Origin of the sequence: Halolamina salina (assembly GCF_042678005.1) — an archaeon.
Lineage (GTDB): Archaea > Halobacteriota > Halobacteria > Halobacteriales > Haloferacaceae > Halolamina > Halolamina salina.
Genome location: NZ_JBHUDH010000100.1, coordinates 1,567 through 2,007, shown reverse-complemented (window position 1 = coordinate 2,007; position 441 = coordinate 1,567). Strand labels below are relative to the sequence as shown.

The window sequence follows — 441 nt, the reverse complement described above, 5'->3', positions numbered from 1 at the left end:
TCGATCCTCGAGGGCGCCGACGCGCCGGTCGTGATCGCCGGCGGCGGCGTCCGGAGCGCCAACGCCAGTGAGGAGCTACTCGCGTTCGCCGAGCGCTACGACGCGCCCGTGCTGACGACGTACAAGGGGAAGGGCGTGATCCCGGAGGACCATCCGCTCTCGGCGGGCGTGCTCTGTGGCGCGACCACGCCGGAGATGCACGAGTACGTCGCCGAGGCCGACGCGGCGCTGGCGATCGGCACCGACTTCGACGAGCTGGTCACGCGCGGCCGGACGCTCGAGGTGCCCGACGCGCTGGTCCACGTCACGCTCTCCCCGGACGACCTCGGGACGAACTACGAGCCCGCGGTCGGGATCGTCGCCGACGCGAAGTCGACGCTCGCGGCGCTGACGGCCGAGATCCCGGCGGGCGACCACGACGCCGAAACGGTCGCCGATCGG

The 441-nt window shown here is 73.0% G+C and carries 1 pseudogene; it reads left to right on the top strand.

From position 1 onward, the window contains the following. A pseudogene (locus ACFR9S_RS09175) lies at positions 1 to 441 on the top strand (thiamine pyrophosphate-binding protein); the annotation flags it as partial.